This window comes from Candidatus Parvarchaeota archaeon, assembly GCA_016866895.1.
Taxonomy (GTDB): domain Archaea; phylum Micrarchaeota; class Micrarchaeia; order Anstonellales; family VGKX01; genus VGKX01.
In genome coordinates this window covers 1-2,624 of record VGKX01000162.1, presented here as the reverse complement: position 1 = coordinate 2,624, position 2,624 = coordinate 1, and the positions used below count along the sequence as shown (strand labels likewise).

Below are 2,624 nucleotides of genomic sequence, written 5' to 3'. Positions count from 1 at the left end.
GATTCCTGATGCAACGGCCCCAACCACAAAAAATAGCACCCCTGCGGCAATAAGGATGGTGCCTGCCTTCCCTGACTCTGACTTTGCAGCCTGGCTTGCAGCTTGCGCATCTTTTGTTGCCTGCCCGGGGTCAAGATAAACCTCCTGCCTTGCCTTTGTCAGAAGCGCGTTTGCCTGCGCCATGTCCGGCTTAATCAGCACAGCCTCCTGCCTTGATTGCGCTACCTCCTTTTCAGAAGATGCAATCTGCTCAAGCGCACTGTCAATGCTTTTTGCCTTTGCATCAAGCGATTTTGAAATCCCGTCAATGTCCTCCTTTGCTTTTTGGGCAAGTGCGTAAGCCTCTGCAACCTTTCCCTGGCCTAATAGCACGTTTGCGTTTGAAAGCTGCGCCTCAGCCTTGCTTAGGTCACTGTCCTGTTTGTATGCCAGGTTTTTTGCCACAGCCGCATCCAACTTTGCAGTCGCCTGCGCAATAATGAGCTGCGTCTGGGCCTTTTGTCCTGCTCCAGTTCCGTTTTTAGGTGCGTCCCTTGCCTTTATGGCAATTGCGTCAATCTTGCTTCGGGCAGAAAGTAGCGCATCCACGGCATCCGTGTGCTGGTTTGCATTCAGCTTTTGCACAACTGAATCTATTGCAGCCTTGGCGGCATCAAAGTCCGGCGTGAACCCCTGGTCATAAGATTTTGCCTTAAGGGCATTTAGCCTGTCGAAAAGTCCTGTCGCCTCCTGCCTTGCCTTCAGATTTACCTGCGCTTGCAGTGCCGCGGTTTCCTCATTTGCTATCCTTAAACCTGCCGATGCGGCATCAAAGCTTTCGGAAAATTGCAGCTGCCCATATGCGCTTTTTGCACTTGCAATGTAGCTTTGCGCACTGTTTTGGGTTGTGATGTTGAAAGCGCTTTGCGCCCTGCCGGAAAGCTGCCCAAAGGCTGCTGCGGCAACCTCTACTTCTGCAATCTTTGTGAGCACCGATGTGTTTGTTGAGTCTATGGTGATGTTGTAATACTTGACTGCCATGTTTTCCGAATCTGCGACATAGGCAATGTTGTTGAATACCGCAACTCCTGTCGGCCTGTTAAACTTGTTTGATGAATTCCCTTTGCTTCCAAAAGTCTCTATCGGAAAGCCGTCAAGGGTGAACACGGCAATCCTGCTGTTGCCAGTGTCAGCCACAAAGACCATGTTGTTTTGGATGAAAATCCCGTTTGGGCTTTCAAGCTGCACGCCATTTTTTCCAATGCCAAATGCAAAAACAAAAGTGTAGTTGGAGTCATAGACCTTCACCCTGTCATTTCCCGCATCTGTGATGTAAATCCTGTCCTGTACTGCTGCAATGCCCTGGGGCGCGTCAAACTTGTCGTTTGATGCGCCACTTGAGCCAAAGTAGCTTTTGTATTCAAGCCTGTCCTTGCCATAGACAATTACCTTGTTGTTGTATGTGTCAAGCGCAAGTATGTCATTCCCAAATTCGATTGCTGCCGAGGGCCTCGTTATCTGGGAGTTTGCCTCATAGCCAAGCGCCTCGTAAAGGCCCTTCTTCTCACCCGATAAATGGAACATTTGTATCCTGTTGTTCTGATTGTCAGCAATGAGCATCCTTCCGTTTTTTACAGTTATCTGCCTTGGGCCGGAAAGCTCCCTTGGCCCATCCCCCTGGCTTCCGATGCGCTTGACAACGCTGTTTCCGTCCATCTGGAAAACTGTGCCAATCTTGAAATCGGATACATAAAGGTTTGTTCCATCATGCCACAATCCGTAGGGCTGCTTGAATGCGTTTGATGGGCTGGCATGTTCAATCCCATCCCCATTGTACGTGCCAACATACGTGAAATTTGCAAGTGCAATGCCTGAAAAAAGAACCAGGAGCAATGCAAGGCGACTTATTTTGCCAAAACAGCCAAGGGTTTCCATGCTCATCTATTGCCATGCAAGCTTATTAAATTTTAAACCTAGCCGCCAAACTGTTGAAGGCTGGTTTCTATGGCAATACAAGCGGTTGCATATGACCTTGACGGCGTGATTTACAGGGGCAAGGTCCCAATACTGGGGGTTGTTGAGTCAATTAGAGAGCTGCAGCAAGCAGGAATAATGACTTTTTTCATGACCAACAATTCCTCCAAGGACAGGTCTGACTATCAAAGGGCCCTTGGGGAAATAGGCATCAATGCAGACCAAGCGTGCATTTACACAAGCGGCGTCGCACTAGCTGCATACTGCAAGTCAAAGGGCTACAGAAAGGCGTTTGTCATTGGCGAGTCGGGGCTTTTCAAAGTGCTTGAAGCCCAAGGCATTGAGGCAACAAGCGAAAAGCCGCAGGGCGGCTGGAGGGGCGCATTTGACTGCGTTGCAGTAGGCCTTGACAGGAAATTCACCTACCAAAAGCTTGATTTTGCGCTCCAGGCAATTAATGGCGGGGCCAAATTTCTTGCAGCCAATACAGACACCTGCCTTGCAAGGGAAGAGGATGTGGCGCCTGGAACAGGCTGCCTTGTTGAGGCCCTTTCCTGCGCTTGCGGCAAAAAACCGGATTTTATCGCTGGCAAGCCGCATACTTACATGATTAATGAGCTTCTGGATGATTTCAAGCTTGACAAATCCCAGCTTGTCTTTGTTGGCGACAG

At 49.5% G+C, this 2,624-nt stretch carries 2 protein-coding genes; one reads left to right on the top strand and one right to left on the bottom strand.

Annotation, left to right across the window (positions count from 1 at the left end):
• Nucleotides 1–1,920 (bottom strand): hypothetical protein (locus FJZ26_05460; GenBank protein MBM3229854.1); only part of this gene is annotated, 1,920 nt, incomplete at its 3' end.
• Nucleotides 1,921–1,983: 63 nt separating this feature from the next.
• On the opposite strand from FJZ26_05460, the gene FJZ26_05455 reads away from it, so the two are divergent.
• On the top strand, nt 1,984–2,624 hold a 641-nt coding region (locus FJZ26_05455), incomplete at its 3' end, for a hypothetical protein (GenBank protein ID MBM3229853.1).